The organism is Streptococcus sp. CF7_Ac1-12, from assembly GCF_024295905.1.
GTDB lineage: Bacteria > Bacillota > Bacilli > Lactobacillales > Streptococcaceae > Streptococcus > Streptococcus mitis_AP.
Genome location: NZ_JANCPG010000006.1, coordinates 36,870 through 54,902, shown reverse-complemented (window position 1 = coordinate 54,902; position 18,033 = coordinate 36,870). Strand labels below are relative to the sequence as shown.

The window sequence follows — 18,033 nt, the reverse complement described above, 5'->3', positions numbered from 1 at the left end:
TTATTTCCTTTTTATGCTTATTCTCCCCAACTGTGCTATACTTAATTTAGTACATTCTTTGAGATTGGAGCTAGTATGAAAATCCATAAAACTGTGAATCCTGTTGCCTATGAAAACACCTATTACTTAGAAGGAGAAAAGCATCTCATCGTTGTCGATCCTGGCAGCCATTGGGAAGCCATTCTCAAGACCAATAAACCAACATAAAAAGACTTTCAATACCTTTTTCTAGCAAGTAAAAAACCAAGTAATTTTTTTATCCTTGGTTTTTGTATACTGCTATTCAATGATGTCAGAATCTAGCTTAGTTTTAAATTTCATCTAGCACTAGTTGAACGGCTCAAATTCTTTCCAATCAAATTTATCTAAATCAAGTTCATTGGAAGAAATTACTAAGACTTACTCTGGCTTTTTATCCCCAACAATTTCGAAAGTCCCTTCTTTAATCCTTAGAACAGAATAAGAAAAAAATAATTCAGAATTGATTGACAATTCTGAAATGTTTTTTTATAATATGTTATACAGTTAGATTTTCTATTTAGGTGATAGAAGGAGAGACAGAAGAACGGAAACCATATTGTAATCTAAATATAATTTAACTCCCTATGATTATCACTTTTTCATTCAAGTCAATATAATTGAATGACGTTATTTTACAAAGGAGTATCCTATGAAAAAAACTGGTATTTCTATCTTTGCTCTCCTAGTGTTAGGAGTTAGCTGCCTGTTCCTATTCAGCCAGCAAGGCTATAAAAAAACAGTCGTTCAATACTATGCTAACGACCAGAACCTGCCCAATAGGATAACTTATAGTGAATATAGCGACAAACGAGAAGCCAACTACGGTGGCACTCTAAACATCACATCTATCAAACAAGCTAATGACGGAGTTTATGCAACCTATGAAGGGCAATTGACACCTCTCCAATATTGATAAATTGATAACCAGCCTGTCTTCATCTAGTCATGCTGGTTTTTAAGTTCATTCTAAATTCTTACCTATTTTTCCCAACTGTGCTATACTTAATTTAGTACATTCTTTAAGATTGGAGCTAGTATGAAAATCCATAAAACCGTGAATCCTGTTGCCTATGAAAACACCTATTACCTGGAAGGTGAAAAACACCTCATCGTTGTCGATCCTGGCAGCCATTGGGAAGCTATTCGTCAGACCATCGAGAAGATCAACAAACCGATCTGCGCTATTCTCCTTACCCACGCCCATTATGACCATATCATTAGCCTGGACTTGGTTCGCGAAACTTTTGGCAATCCTCCTGTCTATATCGCAGAGAGCGAAGCCAGCTGGCTCTACACTCCTGTCGATAATCTCTCTGGTCTCCCTCGTCACGATGATATGGCAGATGTGGTCGCAAAACCTGCAGAACACACTTTTATCTTTCACGAAGAATACCAACTAGAGGAATTTCGTTTCACTGTCTTGCCAACACCAGGGCACTCTATCGGCGGTGTTTCTATCGTCTTTCCGCAAGCTCACCTAGTCTTGACAGGAGATGCTTTGTTCCGTGAAACAATCGGACGGACGGATCTTCCGACTGGTAGCATGGAGCAACTCCTTCATAGTATCCAGACCCAACTCTTCACCCTACCAAACTATGATGTCTATCCAGGGCATGGTCCAGCTACGACTATTGCTCACGAAAAGACCTTTAATCCTTTTTTCTAGTAAGATAGTGACAATGACTATCTCATTTTAAGTACATTATCCAGTAGTCTTTCCACTATAAAAGGCATCCTATCAAGGTTTTCACACCTGATTGAATGCCTTTTTTCTGATTACTGACCTCTTTGCATTACCAAATAATGACGCGGTCTTCTGGCGAACGCCACATACCGTCTCCTTCTTTGACATCATAGGTTGTAAAGAAATCATCGAAGTTTGGTACTTGTACATTGACACGGAGTTTGGCTGGCGCGTGCACATCAACGCTAGCCAAAAGTTTCATAAATTCTGGACGACCTTTCATGCGCCAGATGCGACCGAAATTGTAGAAGAATTCTTCTGCTGAGAAGTCTGCTTCTCTCTTAGCTGCTTCAAGCGCTGCAGCGATTCCTCCCAAGTCAGCCACGTTTTCTGATACAGTCAATTTACCGTTGATGGTTGCTCCATAAGAATCTTGTCCATCAAATTGGTCAATAACTTTTTGTGTTTTCTCCTTGAAGGCAGCATAGTCACTCTCTGTCCACCAATCCTTGAGGCTACCATTTTCATCAAAGGAAGCTCCGTTGGTATCAAAGGCGTGGGAAATTTCATGAGCAATAACTGCCCCAATACCCCCGTAGTTAGCAGAAGATGACTGATGCAAGTCATAGAAAGGCGCCTGTAAAATAGCTGCTGGGAAGACAATCAGGTTCTTCTGTGGATTGTAGTAGGCATTGACCATATGAGCAGGCATGCCCCACTCCTTGTAATCTACAGGCTGGTTCCACTTGCTCCAACTGTGCTTGATTTCCACACGCGCAAAAGCTAGAGCATTGTCAAAAAGACTAGCATTTTCATCGACCACCTTGTCCTTATAGCGTTCTGGCAATTCTTCTGGGTAACCAATATAAGGCTTGATGACATTAAGTTTGACAATAGCCTTATCACGAGTTTCAGGAGTCAACCAGTCATTTTTAGCCAAGCGTTCCTTATAGACATCAATCATAGTTGCTACTTTTTTCTCTACGTCTGCCTTGGCTTCTGGAGAGAATTTTTCATGGGCATACCAGAGACCTAAGGCTTGTTTGAATGGACCTTGTGCTAACTGGTAGGCTGCCTTAACCTTGTCTTTGGCTTCTGGAACTCCAGAAAGTGCACGACTGTAGGCACCTGACAAGACACGTATTTCTTCCGTTAAATAACTGGTAGAAAGATTGATAACACTCAAAATCAAGGTTGCCTTGAGGAGAGGCCAGGCTTCTTCACTGTAGAATTGCTCTGCTGCTTGCCAGAAACGTTCCTCGTCTACGATAACCTTGTCTGGCACTTGTCCAAGAACGGCTTGGAAGAAGTCATCCAAAGGTAGGGCAGGCGCAAATTTCTTGAAATCTTCGTAAGCATATGGATGGTAGAGTTTAGCATACTCTGAACTTTCTTCATTAGAAAGAACCACTGCCGCAACTCGACGGTCCAATTCTAGTCTTTTCTCTAGCAAGTCTTCAATTTCTACATCAGAGAAATCATAAGCCTTGAGGAGATTTGCGCTGCTTTCTTTCCAAAGAGTCAAGAGCTCTTCACGCTGAGGATGATCTTCAGCATAGTAGGTCGTATCTGGCAGGATCGTGCTTGGAGCGCTAGCCCATAAAACGTTGATTCTGGCATCCATAAAGTCTGGCGATACACCAAAAGGAAGGAAGTTAGGTTTTCCTGCAAGTTCAAACTCTGCTAGTCTAGCTGTAAAATCTGCAAAAGTCTCCAATTCTTGGAATTCTTTAAGAAGTGGTAAGACAGGTGTGATACCGTCAGCTTCTCTCTTGTCAAAATCACGAACTAGGCGGTGGTATTTGACAAAGTTTGCCAAGATAGCATCCTCAGGCACCTCTTCACCTGCCAACCACTTGTCTGTTGTCGCAAGCATCAAGTCTTCAATTTCCTGGTCTAAATCAACAAAACCACCTGTTTGAGACTTATCTGCTGGGATTTCAGCTGTCTTCTGCCATTCTCCATTGATTGCATCATAAAAATCATCTTGATAACGTGTCATCTTGTTCTCGCTTTCATTTTTTTAAGTTATTGCTAGCTTAACAAAAATTGCTTGGGAATGCAATTAAAAATGAACTTTCCTTTTCCATCATTTTTCAGTTATTATTTTAATTTTTTCAAAAATTAACTTGACTTAATTTTTTTTTTAATGTATATTAAGAGACAGGAGGAATACAACTGTATGATACGTATCGAAAACCTCAGTGTCTCCTACAAAGAAACGTTGGCACTTAAGGATATTTCACTAGTGCTCCAAGGACCAACAATTACCGGTATCATTGGTCCAAACGGTGCTGGGAAATCAACATTATTAAAAGGGATGCTGGGAATTATCCCACATCAAGGTCAGGCATTTCTCGATGACAAGGAAGTTAAAAAATCCTTACATCGAATCGCCTATGTCGAACAAAAAATCAATATCGACTACAACTTTCCCATCAAGGTCAAGGAATGTGTCTCGCTAGGACTATTTCCCTCTATTCCTCTCTTTCACAGTTTAAAAGCTAAACATTGGAAGAAAGTGCAAGAGGCCCTTGAAATTGTCGGTCTAGCTGACTACGCTGAACGTCAAATCAGTCAACTGTCTGGAGGTCAATTCCAGCGGGTCTTGATTGCCAGATGTCTGGTGCAGGAAGCCGACTATATCCTCTTGGATGAACCCTTTGTTGGGATTGACTCAGTCAGTGAAGAAATCATCATGAATACGCTGAGAGATCTGAAAAAAGCTGGAAAGACGGTTCTCATCGTCCACCACGACCTCAGCAAGGTTCCCCACTACTTCGATCAAGTCTTGCTTGTCAATCGAGAAGTGATTGCCTTTGGTCCAACCAAAGAAACCTTTACCGAATCCAATCTCAAAGAAGCTTACGGTAATCGACTATTTTTCAATGGAGGTGACCTATGATTGCAGAATTTATCGATGGATTACAAAAATTCCATTTCTTACAAAATGCCTTGATAACGGCTATTGTCATCGGGGTCGTAGCTGGAGCTGTGGGATGTTTCATCATCCTACGCGGGATGTCACTCATGGGAGATGCCATTTCACATGCTGTCTTGCCAGGTGTAGCCCTCTCCTTCATCTTGGGCGTTGACTTCTTTATCGGAGCCATTGTCTTTGGATTGCTAGCTGCTATCATCATTACCTACATCAAGGGGAACTCGATTATCAAAAGCGATACCGCCATCGGCATTACCTTTTCTTCTTTCTTAGCCCTCGGTATCATCTTGATTAGTGTCGCTAAAAGTTCAACTGACCTTTTCCATATCCTTTTTGGTAATATCCTAGCCGTCCAAGATACGGATATGTTTATTACTATGGGTGTTGGGGCAGTCATTCTCTTGTTAATCTGGATTTTCTTCAAGCAACTCTTGATAACTTCCTTTGATGAACTCTTGGCTAAAGCCATGGGAATGCCTGTCAATTTCTATCACTACCTTCTCATGGTACTCCTGACTCTCGTGTCTGTGACAGCCATGCAAAGTGTCGGAACTATCCTGATTGTAGCCATGCTGATTACCCCAGCTGCAACTGCTTATCTTTATGCTAATAGCCTGAAAAGCATGATTTTCCTTTCCTCAACCTTTGGAGCGATAGCTTCAGTTTTGGGACTCTTTATCGGTTATAGCTTTAACGTTGCGGCAGGTTCTAGTATCGTGCTCACAGCTGCTAGTTTCTTTCTCATTAGCTTCTTTATCGCTCCAAAACAACGATATTTGAAACTGAAAAATAAACATTTGTTAAAATAAGGGGCAAAACCCCAATAAATTGGAGGATCTAATGAAAAAATTAGGTACATTACTCGTTCTCTTTCTTTCCGTCATCGCTCTTGTAGCATGTGCTAGTGGAAAAAAAGATGCAGCTTCTGGTCAAAAACTAAAAGTTGTTGCTACAAACTCAATCATCGCTGATATTACTAAAAATATTGCTGGTGACAAGATTGATCTTCACAGTATCGTTCCTGTTGGTCAAGACCCACACGAATACGAACCACTTCCTGAAGACGTTAAGAAAACTTCTGAGGCTGACCTCATTTTCTATAACGGTATCAACCTTGAAACAGGTGGCAATGCTTGGTTTACAAAATTGGTAGAAAATGCCAAGAAAACTGAAAACAAAGACTACTTTGCAGTCAGCGAAGGCGTTGATGTTATCTACCTTGAAGGTCAAAACGAAAAAGGCAAAGAAGACCCACACGCTTGGCTTAACCTTGAAAACGGTATGATCTTTGCTAAAAATATCGCAAAACAATTGAGCGCTAAAGACCCTAGCAACAAGGAATTCTACGAAAAAAATCTCAAAGAATATACTGATAAGCTAGACAAACTTGACAAGGAAGCTAAAGAGAAATTTAACAACATTCCTGCTGAGAAAAAACTCATCGTAACCAGCGAAGGATGCTTCAAATACTTCTCTAAAGCCTACGGTGTCCCAAGTGCCTATATTTGGGAAATCAATACTGAAGAAGAAGGAACTCCTGACCAAATCAAGACCTTGGTTGAAAAACTTCGCCAAACAAAAACTCCTTCCCTCTTTGTAGAATCAAGTGTGGATGACCGTCCAATGAAGACTGTTTCACAAGACACAAACATCCCAATCTACGCACAAATCTTTACTGACTCTATCGCAGAACAAGGTAAAGAAGGCGACAGCTACTACAACATGATGAAATACAACCTTGACAAGATTGCTGAAGGATTGGCAAAATAATACTCTTTAATTTTCGAAGAGTATAAGCCTCTGAAAAACGTCATTCTCACATGAGCTGGCGTTTTTTCTATACCCATATTTCCGGTCAAATCATTGGAAAATTCTAACCGTTTCAACTAAAATGGAAGAAAAAAGATTGGAGTATCTTATGGTAACTTTTCTCGGAAATCCTGTGAGCTTTACAGGTAAACAACTACAAGTCGGCGACAAGGCGCTTGATTTTTCACTCACTACAACAGACCTTTCTAAAAAATCTCTGGCTGATTTTGATGGCAAGAAAAAAGTTTTGAGTATCGTGCCTTCTATCGATACAGGCATCTGCTCAACTCAAACGCGTCGTTTTAATGAAGAACTGGCTGGACTGGACAACACGGTCGTATTGACTGTTTCTATGGACCTACCATTTGCTCAAAAACGTTGGTGTGGTGCTGAAGGCATTGAAAATGCCATCATGCTCTCAGACTATTTCAACCATTCCTTTGGACGTGATTATGCCCTCTTAATCAATGAGTGGCACCTATTGGCACGCGCAGTCTTTGTCCTCGATACTGACAATACTATTCGCTATGTTGAATACGTGGACAATATCAACTCTGAACCAAACTTCGAAGCCGCAATTGCAGCTGCTAAAGCCATATAGAAAAAATCCTCTGTCACAAAGAGTTCCCTACTCTTTGAAACGGAGGATTTTTGTTTACGAGTAAATATAAATTAAATCAGATAAAAACAACTACCTTATACTCTTCGAAAATCTATTCAAACCATGTCAGCTTTATCTGCAACCTCAAAGCGGTGCTTTGAGCAACCTACGGCTTGCTTCCTAGTTTGCTCTTTGATTTTCATTGAGTATTACTCTACAGATTTCAAGGCTTCAAGCATATCAACCTTTCTCAGATGATAATTGACAAAGAAACCAAGCAAGGTCAAAATGATGCTTACTGCTGCCACTGGGATTACATAGACTTCCCAGCCTACCTGCGAATAAAAGAGAATAGTCGCAGGCGAAATCATTTGAATCAAAAATTGGTGTAAATAGAAACCTGAGAGCAGACCAAGGACGATTCCCACAAGGGACAGCACAATGGTCTCACGGTAAATGTAGAGAGTGACTTCATTATTATGAAAACCGAGAACCTTGATAGTGGAGAGTTCACGGATTCTCTCAGCCACATTGATATTGGTCAGATTGTAAAGGATAACAATAGCCAATAGAACCGATACAATGACCAAGATGGTCATGGTCTGATTAAGTGAGCTAGCGACGGAGTCAAAGAGTCGAATGGCTGAAGCATTCTGGACGACGCTGGACACCGCAGATTGATTCATAAGTAAGCCGGCCTGTCTTTCGATACTAGTAGCACTGGTATCCCTTAACGAGACCAAATAAGTGTTGGCTTGGGGTAGCTGTCCGTAAATTTGCTCATAGCTAGCCTGACTCATATAAATAAAGTGACCAACGTAGTTCTCAGCAATGGCAGCGACCTTTAGTTCCTTACCTTCAATTTCTAGAGTCTGCCCAACCTTGACATCTGCCAGCTGGGCTAGTTTAGCTGTAATAACGGCGCCATCTTTTAATGTCAGCTCCTGCTGATGGCTTTGAAGATGGATAAAGGGAGTCAAATCTTCCTTCTCTGTCATCATAAGGGTAATGGTCTGAAGACCAGCCTTACCTTTGAAATCCTTGTCTAGCGTTTTAGAATATATTTTCTGATAAGCTTGGATATCTTGTCCTTTCAACACTTCTTCCAACTCTGCCTTGTCTTGATTGGTCGCACTAGGATTTTCAGAGACAATCATCTGATACTGTTGAATTTGTTGAAACTGTCTAGACGGAACTCCTGCTACAGAGGATTGAATTCCCAAACCGGCAAAGAGCAGAGCGACTGAACCTGCCACACCAAAAATCGTCATCAACATCCGTTGCTTATAACGAAAGATATTGCGAGCTGTTACCTTATGAGTAAAACTGAGACGGTGCCAGATAAAGCCGATGCACTCCAGTAAGATTTTAGCTCCTTTGACAGGTGGTTTAGGCAGTAAAAGCTGGGCTGCTTCGTCATGAAGTTCCCTACGAGCTACCAAGTAGGCTGGTAGAACACTAGCCAACCAACTAAAAACAAGAGCCAGTATACTATAGGTCCAATAGAACTGAATCTGGGTTTCTCCCACTACCATTCCTTTTGTAATGACACTTGAAATCACACTGGCTAGTAAATAATGGCCAAGTATACTACCTAGAGCTGTTCCGACAGTCCCAGCTACTAGGCCGTAGAGGAGAAACTTGGCGATAATATCCTTGCTACGATAACCCAAGGCCTTAAAAATCCCTGCATGAGTTCGCTCTTCATCCACAAAGCGAGTCATAGTTGTGAAGGTCACCATAGCTGCTACGGCATAAAGCACTACAGGAAAGATATTGCCCACTGCCCGAATACTGGCTGAAGCATTACTGTACATGAGATAGCCTTGACCGCCAGGCATGGTCTGACGATTATAGACTTGATACTTGGGCTCAGCTAATTCATCCAAGACTTGCTGATGTTTTTCTAATTTTTCTTTTTCTTGGGCTAGATTTTGTTCAGCCTGCTTTAGTTTGTCCTCTTCCTCACTCAATTCCTGCTTGGCTTGGGTAAGTTGAGCACTGGCCTGCTCTCTCTGTGCTTGAGGAAGCAATGCTAGTTGACTTTCCTGAGCCTGTAAACGAGCTTGAACAGCTGCTAAACGACGCTTGCCTTCCTGCAGATTAGTCTCAGCCTTATCAAGGGTTTCTTGGCCTTTGTCTAGAGAATCTTGGCCTTCTTTTCTCAAGAGTTGCAGACGTGCCTTGCTATTATCTGACAAAGCTTGTTCAAGGTCTTCCTGATGTTGCTTGGATTTTTCTTCATAAGCTTCTGAAAAAGCATTTAAGTCTGCTAAATCTTGATATTTCAAACGAGCTATATTGTAGACTTTCTGATCAAACTGACTAGGTAAAATCACCCCATAGGCTGTCAGAGTCCCACTTCCACTTCCTGCGTAGCCCATATCTCGCTGGGAGAGGATTTCAGGTGAATCCACAAAACCAGTGATGGTATAAGTATGGTCTTTTAAAGAGGAATGAACCTCTTCTTTTTCTTTAAAACTAATCTCCTGTCCCACGCTGTATTGGCCTTGCAAATGAGTGGCCAAAGCGATTTCCTTGTCTGACTGAGGAAGTCGTCCCTCTCTTAGCTGAAAGGTTGAAATTCGCTCTGGTTTGGAGTACAGCCGAATAGCATCCTGCCCATTTTCCATAGTCACATCTGTCAAATAGCCAAACTCAACCTCTGCGCCCTCTATCTGTTCTAGTTCTTCTTGATCTGCTTGATCCAAACCATAATTAGACATAACTGCTAAATCCAAGGTTTGAGCAGTTGTTAAATAAGCATTAGCTGTCGCCTCCATGTTGGGGCTAGTCACTTTGAGACCTACTAAGGCTAGAGATCCTAACATCATCAAGGTTAAGATGGATAAAAAACGCCCCTTGGAGCCTGTGAAGGACTGAATTAAGTCCTTCCAATAGGTTTTTCGCTTGATCATGCTAGTACTCCAAACTGTCGATATCCTGAGGATGCTGGTTCATCACCACATCCTTGACACTGGCATCGTGCATATGAATCACGCGATCAGCAATGGGCGCCAAAGCTCCATTATGAGTCACGATGATCACCGTCGCTCCCTTTTGACGAGACATGTCTTGGAGAATTTTCAAAACCTGCTTACCTGTCTGATAATCCAAGGCTCCAGTCGGTTCATCACAAAGGAGAATTTTAGGATTTTTAGCTACCGCGCGTGCAATGGAGACTCGCTGTTGCTCCCCTCCAGAAAGCTGGGCTGGAAAGTTATTGAGACGATGAACCAGACCTACATCTGTCAAGACCTGCTCAGGATTCAAGGCATCTGTCACGATTTCTGAAGCCAACTCCACATTTTCCTTAGCAGTTAGATTGGAAACTAGATTATAAAACTGAAAAACAAAACCGACATCATTTCTACGGTAATTGGTTCTCTGGTGGGAACTATAGTCTGCAATATTAACACCATCAATCCAGATTTCCCCTTCATCATTGGTATCCATTCCCCCAAGAAGATTAAGAACCGTTGACTTGCCTGCACCTGACGCACCTAGAATAATAACCAATTCACCCTTTTCAATCTCAAAATTCACATCACGATTGGCCACAATCTCCGTATCCCCAACCTGATAACGCTTATAACAGTGTTTCATCTCAATATAAGCCATAAGACTCACCCTCTCTCAAACAAATTACTTCCTACTACCATTATAACGCTTTTTCAACTAGTTGGAAACTGCTTACATTCTCAAATCCTTATTAAAAGGCAGTTTCAAATTACTGCCTTTTATCATCTTCTTAAAAATAAAATTGAACAAGATCACCTTCTACTGTTGCCACCGAAATACAATCTTTCCCCATGCATTTCGCTTTTATTTTTTCTTGATTCATTTTAATCACACTCTTCTCAATATCTGGATAAGAGACTCGCAAATCTCCTCCACTCCTTGATAAAATGGTCAACTGTAAGAGTTTTTTATCCGCCCACCTCATGCTCACTTCATAATGTCCACGTGCCATTAAGCCTGAAACGGAACCTGATGACCATGCATCAGGTAGGGCGGCTAGAGGCACCAGATAAGCTGCATGAGACTGGAGCAACATTTCTGCCATGCCACTAGTAGCACCAAAATTACCATCTATCTGAAAAGGAGGATGGGTGCACCAAAGATTGGGTAAGGTGGATGTCTTTAACTGCTCTGCGAATAATTTATGGGCTCGATTGCCATCTCCCAAACGCGCCCAGAGATTGATCTTATTAGCCTTAGACCAGCCTGTGCCGCCATCTCCACGATCATTGAGGCTAGCACGCGCCGCTTCAAGATACTCTTGCCCCATATAGCTAAAGAGATTGCCAGGATAGAGTCCCACCAAATGGGAAGCGTGCCGATGCTGGGCCTCCACTTTCTCATTTTGAAAATGCTGCTCTTCCTCTTCATACCACTCCCTGATTCGACCAGATTGAGTGATTTGCAAAGGATTTAGCAGATCAAACTTCTCCTTAACCTCAGTCAACAAGTCCTCATCCAGCCCCAATTCCTGAGCAGCCTGAATAAAATCATGAAATAACTGCCAAATCAGAGATTGGTCATAGGTATTGCCAATCGAAATCGGCCCATGTTCTGGTGAGTAAGATGGAGAAGAAACCCAACGCTGCGCCTGCTGATCCTTATGTAAAAAAGCATTCCAAAAACGAACCGTTTCCTTCAACATGGGATAAATTTTCTCCCTGAGATAGTCTTGGTCCCTGTAAAATGAATAGGCTTCATAAACAGTTTGCATCATCCATGCATTGGCAGCTGGTGACCACCCCCAATAGTAATCCCAACCAGGTGCCGTCCAACCAAAGGGAGTCGCTTGAGTATGAACCAACCAACCATTCTCTTCCCCTTCCCGAGAGACGATTCCTGCATACCTTGCAGCTGCTATGCGACCATAGACACGTAAATCATCTATATAGTTGATGACCGGAAAGGCCGTCTCTAGGAGATTGGTAACATAGGCTGGCCAATAATTCATCTGAAGGTTGATATTCAAGTGATAGTCCGAATTCCAAGGAGGATTGTCGACCGCATTCCAGACTCCCTGTAGATTAGCTGGTAGAGCATCTGGGCAATCTCTGGATGAACTAATCAATAAATACCGTCCATACTGGAAGAACAACTCCTCCAAAGCCTGCCCCTCTTGTGGCTTATAATTTTTTAGCAAATCATCTGTAGTGGATGTGTCAACATCAGCTCCCAAATCCAATTGAACACGCTGGAATAAGGCTTGGTAGTCCTCAATATGTCTTGATTTCAATTGGGTATAGCCCTTTTCTTTAGCTGTTTCCACCAAGGACTTTACCTGTTGCGCTAAATCTATCTTCTTGCGATAATTGCTAGCAGGATTTTGGGCAAAATCCGTCTTAGCCGCCAAGAAGAGATTGGCATAACTGGCTCCTGATATCTGAACCTTATCTGACCTGACTCTAATGTCTCCATCCGTTTGCCAAGCTAGATAACTAGCAAACTGCAGGTCATTATCCTTAACTCGCCCCTTCATCAAGATATGAGAAGGAGAGATCTCCAGCTGACACTCCTTGTAATCCGATTTTTCCTGCTCATACTTTCCATCAGAAGCCAAAGCACGAGTCAGCGACAGTTTCATGGTAAAGTTTAGAGTTTCCGACCCTTCCTTAGTAAAACGCTGAACCAAGAGATCATCTGGAAAACTGGTAAAGGCTTCTCGTTTAAACATAGTCTCTTTATAGGCATAAGAAGTCGTCGCAAGCGCCTTGCTGATATTAAGCTGTCTCTGGTAATCCGTCACCTGAGATAAAGTCTTGCCTTGCTGGCTAAACTCAATTTGAATATCTCCAAAGGACAGATAGGTTCCATATTGACTCGTTTTGGGTCCGACTAGGTGCTGTTCAGCCAGTTCCTTAGCAGTATTGTAGTCTCTCTTCTCCAAAGCCTGCCGAATCTCAGCTAAAAAAACATACTGATCCTGAAGATTTCCACCCTGATAATCGGAACTATCAGGAAGTGGACCACCAGACCAGAGACTTTTTTCATTGAATTGAATCCGCTCAGCCCCTATAAGCCCAAATACTTTTGCCCCTAAAGAACCATTGCCTATCGGTAAGGCCTCTTCTTCCCAGCCCTTATATGTTGTTGACGCTGGTTGTTTGTAGGCCAATACATAATCTTGTTTTTTATTCCTTATCATACTACCATACTAACATAAAAAGCCTAGAAATCAATTCTAGACTTACAATTTTTTATTTTCCAAGGTAGTATTCAGAAACTACGTTCAATTTTTCGTCGAATTCGAATACCAATGGTGGGAAGTTAGGGATTTCCACGTCCATGATTTCGTCATCTGACAAACCTTTGATGTGTTTTACAAGGGCACGGATTGAGTTACCGTGAGCTCCTACGAATACGTTTTTACCATCTTTAAGAGCTGGAGCAATTTTATCTTCCCAGAATGGAAGGGCACGTTCCAAAGTCACTTTCAAGTTTTCAGCGTCTGGAATAACTGAGTCGTCAAGTGAAGCGTAACGACGGTCTGTGTGAGCTGAGTGCTCATCATCACGATCCATGTTTGGAGGCAATACATCGTATGAACGACGCCAGATGTGAACTTGCTCATCACCAAATTGTTCAGCAGCTTCAGCTTTGTTTTTACCAGTCAAACCACCGTAGTGACGTTCGTTCAAACGCCATGATTTTTCAACTGGAACCCACAATTGGTCAGAAGCTTCAAGAGCCAAGTTAGTTGTTTTAATCGCACGTTTCAATACTGAAGTGTAAGCTTGGTCAAATTCGATACCAGCTTCTTTGATCAATTTACCAGCATCAATCGCTTGTTGTGTACCTTTTTCAGACAAATCAACATCAGCCCAACCAGTGAAAAGGTTAGCTTTGTTCCATTCAGACTCACCGTGGCGAGCAAAAACCAATTTTACCATTAGATGGATTCTCCTTTAAATTTTCCGAGGTTCCCCTCGTTTATCTATTCTATTTTACACAATTTTTCACAAAAAAGCTAGTCAAAACCAAAAAGGAAAGGACTGTTTGGCAATCCTTTTCCTTCTTAGTATAATACAGCAACCTTATTTTTCTTCAAATCCTTCTGCGACTGCGTCTGCAAAGTTTTCTTCTACGATGCTTGCACAGTGGTCACAGATGACTGCGTGGTAGCTGCGTTCTGCTGTTGTTGGGTCGATACGACGGCAACGGTCACATACTTCACCTGCAGCGCGTTCAACTGTGAAGGCTACATCTTCGAAGCTAACAGCAGCTTCTGGAGCTGGTCCTTCTGCGATGGTCAAGTCTGACACGATCAAAAGTTGAGCCACATTGCTGTTTACTGCTTCGAGTAGAGTTTTCACCACTTCATTTGGATAAACTGTCAAGTGAGCTTCAAGTGATTTACCGATTACTTTTGCATTACGAGCCTCTTCCAAGGCTTTTTGAGCTTGTCCACGGAAGTCCATGAAGGCAGCCCATGTATCCAAGATTTCTTCTTGATTAGCAAAAGTTTCTGCTTCTGGTAATTCTGACAATTGAACGAAGTCTTCAGATTCAAATTCAAGATATGACCAGATTTCCTCTGCTGTGTGAGGAAGGATTGGTGTCAAGAGTTTGGTGATTTTCACAAGAATGTCATAGAAGACAGTCTGCATTTGACGACGTTCCAACGATTTGGCACCTTCGATATAAACAACATCTTTGGCAAAATCAAGGTAGAAGGCTGACAAGTCAACGTTGATAAAGTTCACCAAGGCCTTGTAGATTGTCAAGAATTCAAAGTTTGCGTAAGCATCACGAATGGTCTTAACAAGCTGGTTAAAGCGAATTGTCATGTACTTATCAACTGAACGAAGCTCATCGTAAGCTACTGCATCCTCAGCTGGGTTAAAGTCAGATGTATTAGCAATCAAGAAACGAAGAGTGTTACGAATCTTACGGTAAGTTTCAGAGACTTGGCTCAAGATATCCATAGAGATACGCACGTCATTGCTTGAGTCCACACTTGTTACCCAGAGACGCAAGATTTCCGCACCAAATTGTTTTTCAACATCGCTTGGAGCAATAGTATTTCCAAGAGATTTAGACATCTTCTCACCTTTACCATCAAGGGCAAATCCTTGTGACAAGATTTGTTTGTAAGGTGCTACGCCATGGTTGGCAACAGATGTGATAAGTGAAGAGTTGAACCATCCACGGTATTGGTCAGAACCTTCAAGGTAAAGATCTGCTGGGTAAGTCAACTCAGGACGGTTTACCACAACTCCATTCCATGATGAACCTGAGTCAAACCAAACATCCATGATATCTGTTTCTTTTTTGAACTCGCCATTTGGTGAACCTGGATGAGTAAATCCTTCTGGCAAGAGGTCCTTAGCATCACGTTCCCACCAGATGATAGAACCGTGTTCCTCAAAGAGTTGAGCCACGTGTTCAATCGTTTCAGCTGTCATGATCGCTGTACCATCTTCAGCGTAGAAGATTGGAAGTGGAACACCCCAAGCACGTTGACGAGAGATAACCCAGTCGCCACGGTCACGGATCATATTGTAAAGACGGACTTTACCCCATTCTGAGTGGAATTTAACCTTTTCAATTTCGTCCAAGATTTCTTGGCGGAATTTAGAAACTGAGGCAAACCATTGTGGAACTGCACGCCAGATGATTGGTTTCTTAGTACGCCAGTCAAATGGGTATGAGTGAGAGATTTCTTCTTGGGCAAGAAGGAGGTTGCCAAGTTTTTCAATAACAGTTGGAACCACCTTGTCATAGAATTGACCTTCAAACTCAGCACCAGCATTGGCCATCATGATACCGCGTTCGTCAACAGTCACTGCAACTTCAAGACCATTAGCAATACCAACATTGTAGTCATCCTCACCAAAACCAGGGGCTGTATGGACAATACCAGTACCAGAATCAGTCGTAACGTGGTCACCAAGGATAACCAATTCATCTACAGCTGTATCCCATGGGTGTTCTGTTACGATGTGGTTGAGTTCTTGACCACGGTAAGTTGCCAAAACTTGAACATCAACCCAGCCAAATTTCTCAGACAAGCTAGTCAACAATTCTGCAGCAACCACAAACTTGCGATCTTCACCAGCAGGTTGAACCAAAACGTAATCAATATCTGCACCAACAGTTAAACCACGAGAAGCTGTGATGGTAAATGGAGTAGTTGTCCAGACAACGATGTAAGTATCTGTATCTAGAACACCTTTGCCATCTTTTACCTTATTTGCATAGTAAAGGGAAGTTGAAACCAAGTCATGGTATTCAATCTCCGCTTCTGCAAGGGCAGACTCAGATGACCAAGACCAGTAAACTGGTTTGGCACCACGGTAGATATAACCTTTATTAGCCATCTCACCAAATACACGGATTTGAGCTGCTTCATAGTCAGGAGTCAAAGTCACATATGGATTTTCCCAGTCACCAGAAACTCCCAAACGTTTAAAGTCTTCACGTTGTTTATCTACTTGAGAAAGAGCGTATTCACGGCAAAGTTTCAAGTACTCAACCAAGTCCATTTCTTTACGTTTGATACCTTGTTTTGCCAAAACTTGCTCGATTGGCAGACCATGAGTATCCCAACCTGGGATGTATGGTGCGTAAAAACCTGACATTGATTTTGAACGAACAATGATATCTTTTGAAATCTTGTTCATAGCGTGTCCAACGTGGATATTTCCGTTCGCGTATGGAGGGCCATCATGCAAGGTGAAATGAGGTTTTCCTTGGTTCAATTCTTGACGACGTTGGTAAAGTTTTGCATCTTCCCATTCCTTTTGCCAAACTGGCTCTTTGGTAGGAAGTCCTGCACGCATTGGGAAAGCTGTTTTCCCAAGGTTAAGGGTATCTTTGAGTTTCATGGTATCTCCTTTATAAATAATAACAAATTAAAAACCACGACTTCCAAAAAGGACGAAAATCGTGGTACCACCTTTATTCGGAAAAAGATCTAGTCTTTCTCCCTCTTATCCCGTAACGTGGGGAACGTCAAATCCTACTAATTTCAGACTTAAGTTTTTGAGAGGATAATCTTATCATTAGGGATTACAGGACTCACACCATCTCCTGCTCGCTGGAAATATAAGGATAAGATATTGTTCTCATATTATTTCTTATAAAATTGTAACAGATTCTTGCGGTGCCGCAAAACCTGGTTCTGAGTTTACAGCTTCAGTAGCTGGTGTTGGTCCTGAGTAATGGCTTGGAGCTACTTCTGGCTCTTCATACATTGGACCAACTGGATGAGCTGGACTTTCTTCAACAACTGGAGCTGGTGAAACCACTTGTTCCTGCTCAGCTCTTGCTTCTGCTTCTGCAAGTTCCTTATTAGCCGCTTCGATACGCGCTTGCAACTCTGCCATTTCCTCGGGAGAAAACTGGCGAGTAATATCAATTGGTTCTTCCTCTTGCTGTTGTTGTAAGACAGAGTCACCTAAGACTTCGCTGACTACTTCTTTGAAGGCCTCATCACTTGTCTGAAGATAAGTCGCTGTTGGGCGAAGAATATCTTCCCAATCTGAAGATTCAACAATTGCTAACTGGCTCTCAATTGTAGATTTAAGACGTTGGTGGAAGACACGACTCTTGTTCTTCAATTCTTCTGTTTCAACAGCAACTTTCTTAGCATTGTCAGTTGCTTGACGAAGAATTTCATTTGCCTTGTACTTAGCTTCTTCCAACAAACGTTGGGCATCTTGCTCTGCTTGTTGGATAATATTGTTTGAACGTTCCGTTGCAGCTTGTTTTACTCGCTCTGCTGTATCTTGTGCAATCAATACAGATTGACTCAATGAATCTTTCATCTCATCAAAGTAAGACAAACGCTCTTCCAAACTCTTAATTTGTAAATCCTTATCATGATTAGAGCGAACCAAATCTTCATAATCACGGACTACAATATCTAAAAACTCATCTACTTCTTCTTGATCAAACCCTCTGAAGCGTGTGCTAAAAGTTTTATCTTTGATTTCTAACGATGTAATTGGCATATTT

General features: G+C 41.9%; 13 protein-coding genes and 1 pseudogene. 7 read left to right on the top strand and 7 right to left on the bottom strand.

Features of this window, described 5'->3' with window-relative positions:
• Window positions 1–75 precede the first annotated feature (75 nt).
• From NMM17_RS04325 to NMM17_RS04315, 3 genes and pseudogenes are all read left to right on the top strand, one after another.
• Window positions 76–192, top strand: a pseudogene (locus NMM17_RS04325) (MBL fold metallo-hydrolase); the annotation flags it as partial.
• A gap of 478 nt (window positions 193–670) precedes the next feature.
• Entirely contained in the window at window positions 671–934 is a 264-nt protein-coding gene (locus NMM17_RS04320) for a hypothetical protein (protein WP_000750745.1), read from the top strand.
• A 123-nt stretch (window positions 935–1,057) separates the two neighbouring features.
• On the top strand, window positions 1,058–1,687 hold the full coding sequence (locus NMM17_RS04315) for an MBL fold metallo-hydrolase (protein WP_153195698.1): 630 nt from the start codon (window positions 1,058–1,060) through the stop codon (window positions 1,685–1,687).
• Between the two features lie 127 nt (window positions 1,688–1,814).
• Here NMM17_RS04315 and pepO read toward each other — a convergent pair whose 3' ends face one another.
• Window positions 1,815–3,707, bottom strand: coding sequence for an endopeptidase PepO (pepO, locus tag NMM17_RS04310; RefSeq protein WP_023946182.1), 1,893 nt, complete (start codon window positions 3,705–3,707; stop codon window positions 1,815–1,817).
• A 180-nt stretch (window positions 3,708–3,887) separates the two neighbouring features.
• Between pepO and NMM17_RS04305 the strand changes: the two genes are divergently transcribed.
• The 4 genes from NMM17_RS04305 (at window position 3,888) to tpx (ending at window position 7,056) form a co-directional block, all read left to right on the top strand.
• Window positions 3,888–4,610: a metal ABC transporter ATP-binding protein gene (locus NMM17_RS04305; RefSeq protein WP_049551312.1), complete on the top strand. Its 723-nt coding sequence runs from the start codon at window positions 3,888–3,890 to the stop codon at window positions 4,608–4,610.
• Window positions 4,607–5,455 (top strand): metal ABC transporter permease, encoded by an 849-nt coding sequence (locus NMM17_RS04300; RefSeq protein ID WP_049551311.1) that lies wholly within the window; start codon window positions 4,607–4,609, stop codon window positions 5,453–5,455. Before NMM17_RS04305 ends, NMM17_RS04300 begins: the two co-directional genes overlap by 4 nt.
• Window positions 5,456–5,486: 31 nt before the next feature.
• On the top strand, window positions 5,487–6,416 hold the full coding sequence (psaA, locus tag NMM17_RS04295) for a metal ABC transporter substrate-binding lipoprotein/adhesin PsaA (RefSeq protein WP_000733074.1): 930 nt from the start codon (window positions 5,487–5,489) through the stop codon (window positions 6,414–6,416).
• A 148-nt stretch (window positions 6,417–6,564) separates the two neighbouring features.
• Entirely contained in the window at window positions 6,565–7,056 is a 492-nt protein-coding gene (gene tpx, locus NMM17_RS04290) for a thiol peroxidase (RefSeq protein WP_004240773.1), read from the top strand.
• Window positions 7,057–7,265: 209 nt separating this feature from the next.
• On the opposite strand, the gene NMM17_RS04285 is transcribed toward tpx, so the two are convergent.
• The 6 genes from NMM17_RS04285 to NMM17_RS04260 all read right to left on the bottom strand — a co-directional run bounded on the left by NMM17_RS04285 (window position 7,266) and on the right by NMM17_RS04260 (window position 18,029).
• Entirely contained in the window at window positions 7,266–9,974 is a 2,709-nt protein-coding gene (locus tag NMM17_RS04285; RefSeq protein ID WP_000595898.1) for an ABC transporter permease, read from the bottom strand.
• Window position 9,975: 1 nt separating this feature from the next.
• A complete protein-coding gene (locus NMM17_RS04280) occupies window positions 9,976–10,677 on the bottom strand; it encodes an ABC transporter ATP-binding protein (RefSeq protein WP_000323369.1) in 702 nt (233 codons plus the stop codon).
• 130 nt (window positions 10,678–10,807) lie between these two features.
• Window positions 10,808–13,219, bottom strand: coding sequence for a glycoside hydrolase N-terminal domain-containing protein (locus NMM17_RS04275; RefSeq protein WP_254753913.1), 2,412 nt, complete (start codon window positions 13,217–13,219; stop codon window positions 10,808–10,810).
• Between the two features lie 52 nt (window positions 13,220–13,271).
• Window positions 13,272–13,964 carry a phosphoglycerate mutase gene (locus NMM17_RS04270; protein WP_000240129.1) on the bottom strand — a complete coding sequence of 231 codons (693 nt, stop codon included), beginning with the start codon at window positions 13,962–13,964 and terminating at the stop codon, window positions 13,272–13,274.
• A gap of 144 nt (window positions 13,965–14,108) precedes the next feature.
• Window positions 14,109–16,901 (bottom strand): isoleucine--tRNA ligase, encoded by a 2,793-nt coding sequence (gene ileS, locus NMM17_RS04265; protein ID WP_254753912.1) that lies wholly within the window; start codon window positions 16,899–16,901, stop codon window positions 14,109–14,111.
• Window positions 16,902–17,153: 252 nt separating this feature from the next.
• Window positions 17,154–18,029, bottom strand: coding sequence for a DivIVA domain-containing protein (locus NMM17_RS04260; protein ID WP_368406694.1), 876 nt, complete (start codon window positions 18,027–18,029; stop codon window positions 17,154–17,156).
• Window positions 18,030–18,033: the final 4 nt, after the last annotated feature.

What these genes read in the sequence shown, in the direction of transcription:
- NMM17_RS04285 (WP_000595898.1), bottom strand. Translation starts at nt 9,974, where the DNA reads ATGATCAAGCGAAAAACCTATTGGAAGGACTTAATTCAGTCCTTCACA.
- NMM17_RS04260 (WP_368406694.1), bottom strand. Translation starts at nt 18,029, where the DNA reads ATGCCAATTACATCGTTAGAAATCAAAGATAAAACTTTTAGCACACGC.
- psaA (WP_000733074.1), top strand. Translation starts at nt 5,487, where the DNA reads ATGAAAAAATTAGGTACATTACTCGTTCTCTTTCTTTCCGTCATCGCT.
- NMM17_RS04275 (WP_254753913.1), bottom strand. Translation starts at nt 13,219, where the DNA reads ATGATAAGGAATAAAAAACAAGATTATGTATTGGCCTACAAACAACCA.
- pepO (WP_023946182.1), bottom strand. Translation starts at nt 3,707, where the DNA reads ATGACACGTTATCAAGATGATTTTTATGATGCAATCAATGGAGAATGG.
- tpx (WP_004240773.1), top strand. Translation starts at nt 6,565, where the DNA reads ATGGTAACTTTTCTCGGAAATCCTGTGAGCTTTACAGGTAAACAACTA.
- ileS (WP_254753912.1), bottom strand. Translation starts at nt 16,901, where the DNA reads ATGAAACTCAAAGATACCCTTAACCTTGGGAAAACAGCTTTCCCAATG.
- NMM17_RS04280 (WP_000323369.1), bottom strand. Translation starts at nt 10,677, where the DNA reads ATGGCTTATATTGAGATGAAACACTGTTATAAGCGTTATCAGGTTGGG.
- NMM17_RS04315 (WP_153195698.1), top strand. Translation starts at nt 1,058, where the DNA reads ATGAAAATCCATAAAACCGTGAATCCTGTTGCCTATGAAAACACCTAT.
- NMM17_RS04270 (WP_000240129.1), bottom strand. Translation starts at nt 13,964, where the DNA reads ATGGTAAAATTGGTTTTTGCTCGCCACGGTGAGTCTGAATGGAACAAA.
- NMM17_RS04300 (WP_049551311.1), top strand. Translation starts at nt 4,607, where the DNA reads ATGATTGCAGAATTTATCGATGGATTACAAAAATTCCATTTCTTACAA.
- NMM17_RS04320 (WP_000750745.1), top strand. Translation starts at nt 671, where the DNA reads ATGAAAAAAACTGGTATTTCTATCTTTGCTCTCCTAGTGTTAGGAGTT.
- NMM17_RS04305 (WP_049551312.1), top strand. Translation starts at nt 3,888, where the DNA reads ATGATACGTATCGAAAACCTCAGTGTCTCCTACAAAGAAACGTTGGCA.